Source organism: Frankia sp. CeCAU1 (genome assembly GCF_977971845.1).
The window spans coordinates 1,197-4,554 of the sequence record NZ_CDWWXA010000089.1; the positions used below are offsets into that span (position 1 = coordinate 1,197).

The 3,358-nt window shown below is 67.8% G+C and carries 4 protein-coding genes and 1 pseudogene; 4 read left to right on the plus strand and 1 reads right to left on the minus strand.

Annotation, left to right across the window (positions count from 1 at the left end; translation table 11 throughout):
- Positions 1 to 248: group II intron maturase-specific domain-containing protein (locus AC08OO_RS15560; protein WP_476618690.1), on the minus strand; the 248-nt coding region annotated here is incomplete at its 3' end.
- Between the two features lie 119 nt (positions 249 to 367).
- Between AC08OO_RS15560 and AC08OO_RS15565 the strand changes: the two genes are divergently transcribed.
- From AC08OO_RS15565 to AC08OO_RS15580, 4 genes and pseudogenes are all read left to right on the plus strand, one after another.
- Positions 368 to 655, plus strand: a complete 288-nt coding sequence (locus tag AC08OO_RS15565) for a transposase (RefSeq protein WP_476608375.1) — start codon at positions 368 to 370, stop codon at positions 653 to 655.
- A 12-nt stretch (positions 656 to 667) separates the two neighbouring features.
- A pseudogene (locus AC08OO_RS15570) lies at positions 668 to 1,246 on the plus strand (IS5 family transposase); the annotation flags it as partial.
- A gap of 64 nt (positions 1,247 to 1,310) precedes the next feature.
- Complete coding sequence (locus AC08OO_RS15575) at positions 1,311 to 1,625, plus strand: helix-turn-helix domain-containing protein (RefSeq protein WP_476610544.1); 315 nt, start codon at positions 1,311 to 1,313, stop codon at positions 1,623 to 1,625.
- The gene (locus AC08OO_RS15580; RefSeq protein ID WP_476610545.1) at positions 1,625 to 2,881 is read left to right on the plus strand and encodes a type II toxin-antitoxin system HipA family toxin; all 1,257 of its coding nucleotides are present in this window, start codon (positions 1,625 to 1,627) and stop codon (positions 2,879 to 2,881) included. Before AC08OO_RS15575 ends, AC08OO_RS15580 begins: the two co-directional genes overlap by 1 nt.
- Positions 2,882 to 3,358: the final 477 nt, after the last annotated feature.

Below are 3,358 nucleotides of genomic sequence, written 5' to 3' on the forward strand. Positions count from 1 at the left end.
TGCCAGCAGGCCAGGGCCTTATGGAACGGTCTCAGCCGTTTGTACTTCTTGCGGAGCCAACGCACCAGGTAGGCGTTGATGCGCTGTAGGAGGGGAAGCAGCGCGGAGCGGTAGAACGCCCCGTAGTACTGCGCCCAGCCGCGCACGATCGGGTTGATCTTTCGTGCCAGCTCGTCGAGGGTGTGGCCGGTCCGCAGGTGTAGCCGCCATCGGCGGAGCTGCCCGCTGACCGACAAGTCAAACGACAAGCTAAGTGCGCGTCTGGGAACTGGGCGGCTGGTGGGCGAATCTTGATCGAAAATGGGTGGGCTCCCGGTAGGACTGGTGGTTCTCACGCCAACCCGGTCCGCCAGGAGCCCGTGCACCAGTGTCCCCGACCTGCCTGTGTCCGCTATGCCCGGCCCACGCCGAGGCGACCCCTGTCACAACCGAGCCGTGTCCGTTCTACCCATCGTCATCGACGACCGATGCCCGGTGGGCGCTCATCGAGCCGCTGCTGCCGCTACCAGGCAGCGCCACCGGCAAGGGTGGTCGGCCGGAGAAGTGGCCGCGCCGGACCGTCCTCGACACGATCTTCTATCTGGTCCGCGGCGGGATCGCCTGGGCGCAACTCCCGCACGACTTCCCACCCGCCAAGACCATCTACGACATCTAGCGGCGGTGGGCGACGGCAGGCGTGTGGCAGCGGGTGCACGACTGCCTGCGTGACGCGCTTCGCGTGCACACTGGGCGCGACCCGCCACCAACCGCTGCGATCATGTACTCACAGACCGTGCGCGCCGCCGACACGGTGCCCTCCTCGACCGCCGGCTACGACGCCGCCAAGAAGACCAAAGGCCGCAAACGGCACATCGCCACAGACTCCAACAGCCTGCTCCTCGCCGTCGTCGTGACGGCCGCGAGCATCCAGGACCGGGACGGCGCGCACCGCGCGCTCGCCGCCCTGCGCGATGGTTTCGGCACGGTCCGCCACGTCTGGGCCGACGGCGGCTACGCCCGACGGCTCGTGACCTGGGCGGCCATGACCCTCAACCTCACCGTCCAGATCGTCAAGCGGACGGACAACGTCGCCGGGTTCGTGGTCCTGCCACGTCGCTGGGTCGTCGAACGGACCTACGGCTGGATCAACAAGCACCGCCGGTGCGTGCGTGACTACGAGACCCTGCCCGAGAGCCACGAGGCGATGGTCTACATCACCATGATCATGGTCATGTCCCATCGCCTCGGACGCACCGGTGACTGGTGACCCGAGTTTTCAGACGCGCTCTTAACGGCGAACTTAACCGCCGTAGGCTCGTATGATGCTGGCTATGGTCGGTGACAGGGCCTCGCATGCCACGCCGTTGTCGGTGGCGCGGTCGCTGCGTCTGCTCGGCGGGCATGTGTCGACCTGGCGGAAGCTGAACCGGCTGACCGCAGCCCAGGTCGCCCAGCGAGCCGGGATCTCCCGGGACACGCTGCGCGCCATCGAGCAGGGCAAGGGCACCGCGAGCACCGAGAACCTGTTCAGGGTGCTACGCACCATCGGGATCATGGATGCCGTCGTCAGGGCCACCGACCCGTACGAGACCGACGTCGGCCGGCTGCGCATGGACGAGATCCTCCCCAAGCGAGTACGGCGCTGATGGCCGGACGGGATCCTGTCGAGGTCACCGTCGAGATCGACGGGCAGGAGACCGCCGCAGGGACGTTGTGGCTTCACAACCGCGGCGGACAGAGCGCCACGTTCCGATATGCCGACGCCTACCTGACCAACCCGGCCGGATACGACCTCGACCCGGCGCTGGCCAGAGCCGCCGGTGTCTTCCACACGCCGGCGGGGTCGGCCATCTTCAACGCGTTCGCCGACAGCGCCCCCGACCGATGGGGTGAGAACCTCATGAGGCGTGAGGAGCGCGAGCGCGCCCGCGCCGCCGAGACCACACCTCGCACTCTCGGTAAGGCCGACTTCCTTCTCGGCGTCCGCGACGACACCCGCCAGGGAGGTGTCAGGTTCCGCCAGCCGGCGACCGCCACCTACTATTCGACGCACCGGCACGCGGTCCCACGGCTGATCGACCTGGCCCGGCTCATGCGAGCAGCCGACCGCGTCCGCGCGGAGGGCGACTTCGACCACGACCTCGCGGACCTCATCGACGCGGGTAGCTCGCTCGGCGGCGCGCGCCCCAAGGCAGCGGTGCGGGACGTGTCCGGGCGGCTCTCGATCGCCAAGTTCCCACGTTCGGACAGTGACGAATGGGACGTGGCCGGTTGGGAGGAGGTCCAACTGAGACTCGCTCGCAGAGCGGGGCTTACCGTGGCGGAGTCGGAACTGCTGACCGTTACCGGCCGGCACGTACTACTCCTGAGCCGCTTCGACCGCATCGGCGCGCGGCGCCTGGGGTTCGCAAGCGCCCTGACAATGCTCGAGGCCTCCGACGGGGACCTCCGCAGCTACCTCGAGATCGCCGAGGTGATCGAACGCTACTCGCCGAGAGCTGACGCCGACCTGCGTGAGCTCTACCGGCGGATCCTGTTCTCCATCCTGACCGGGAACACCGACGACCACCTGCGCAATCACGCGTTCCTGCGCGAGCGAGACGGCTGGGCGCTCTCTCCTGCCTACGACCTCAACCCCAATCCGGACAACCCGGCCCGGCTGAGCACGGCCGTCGATCTCGACAACACCGACGCAAGCATCGACCTCGCGCTGTCGGTGGGCAACTACTTCCGCTTGTCGCCGCCGAGGGCCCGCGACCTCGTCAGGGAGGTGGAGACCGCCACGGCGGGCTGGCGGCAGGCCGCAGCCGGGCTCGGCATCCCGAAAAGCCAGGCCGACCGGATGGCAGCGGCCTACGAGAGCGAACAACGACGGATCGCCCGTGCTCTCAGGGTCCCTTGAGATTGGCTCCGGTATCGGGCGTCACCCGGCCCCGTCCGGCCTATCGGTCAATCCTCGGACATGCCGGCGCCGCGCCACCAGACACGATCAGCTCATCGCCTTGCTCACCATCGTCCGTGACACATTCATAACGATGTCATAGACGCTGGCGGGGAGCCTGAGCGCAGCCTTCCCGCTACCCACGCGTGGCGGCCACGGGACGCGAGCGCCGGACACCGTAGAGCTACGGTGTCCGGCACCGCAGCGGCCGGAGAACCCGGGCGGTCATTGCCGATTGGAACCCGTGCCGGACGCCCTCGCCAACCCCGCTACATGTTTCTCCTAGCGGTTCGCCGTATTTCAGTGGCGTTCCGTCCAGGTCCTCTCGTCAGCTCAGTCCCAGTCCCAGTCCCAATCCCAATCGTCCTTGTGGCGCCGGTCCTTGCCGTCCTTACCGTCCTTACCGTCCCACCGGTCCTTACCGTCCTTGCCGTCCTT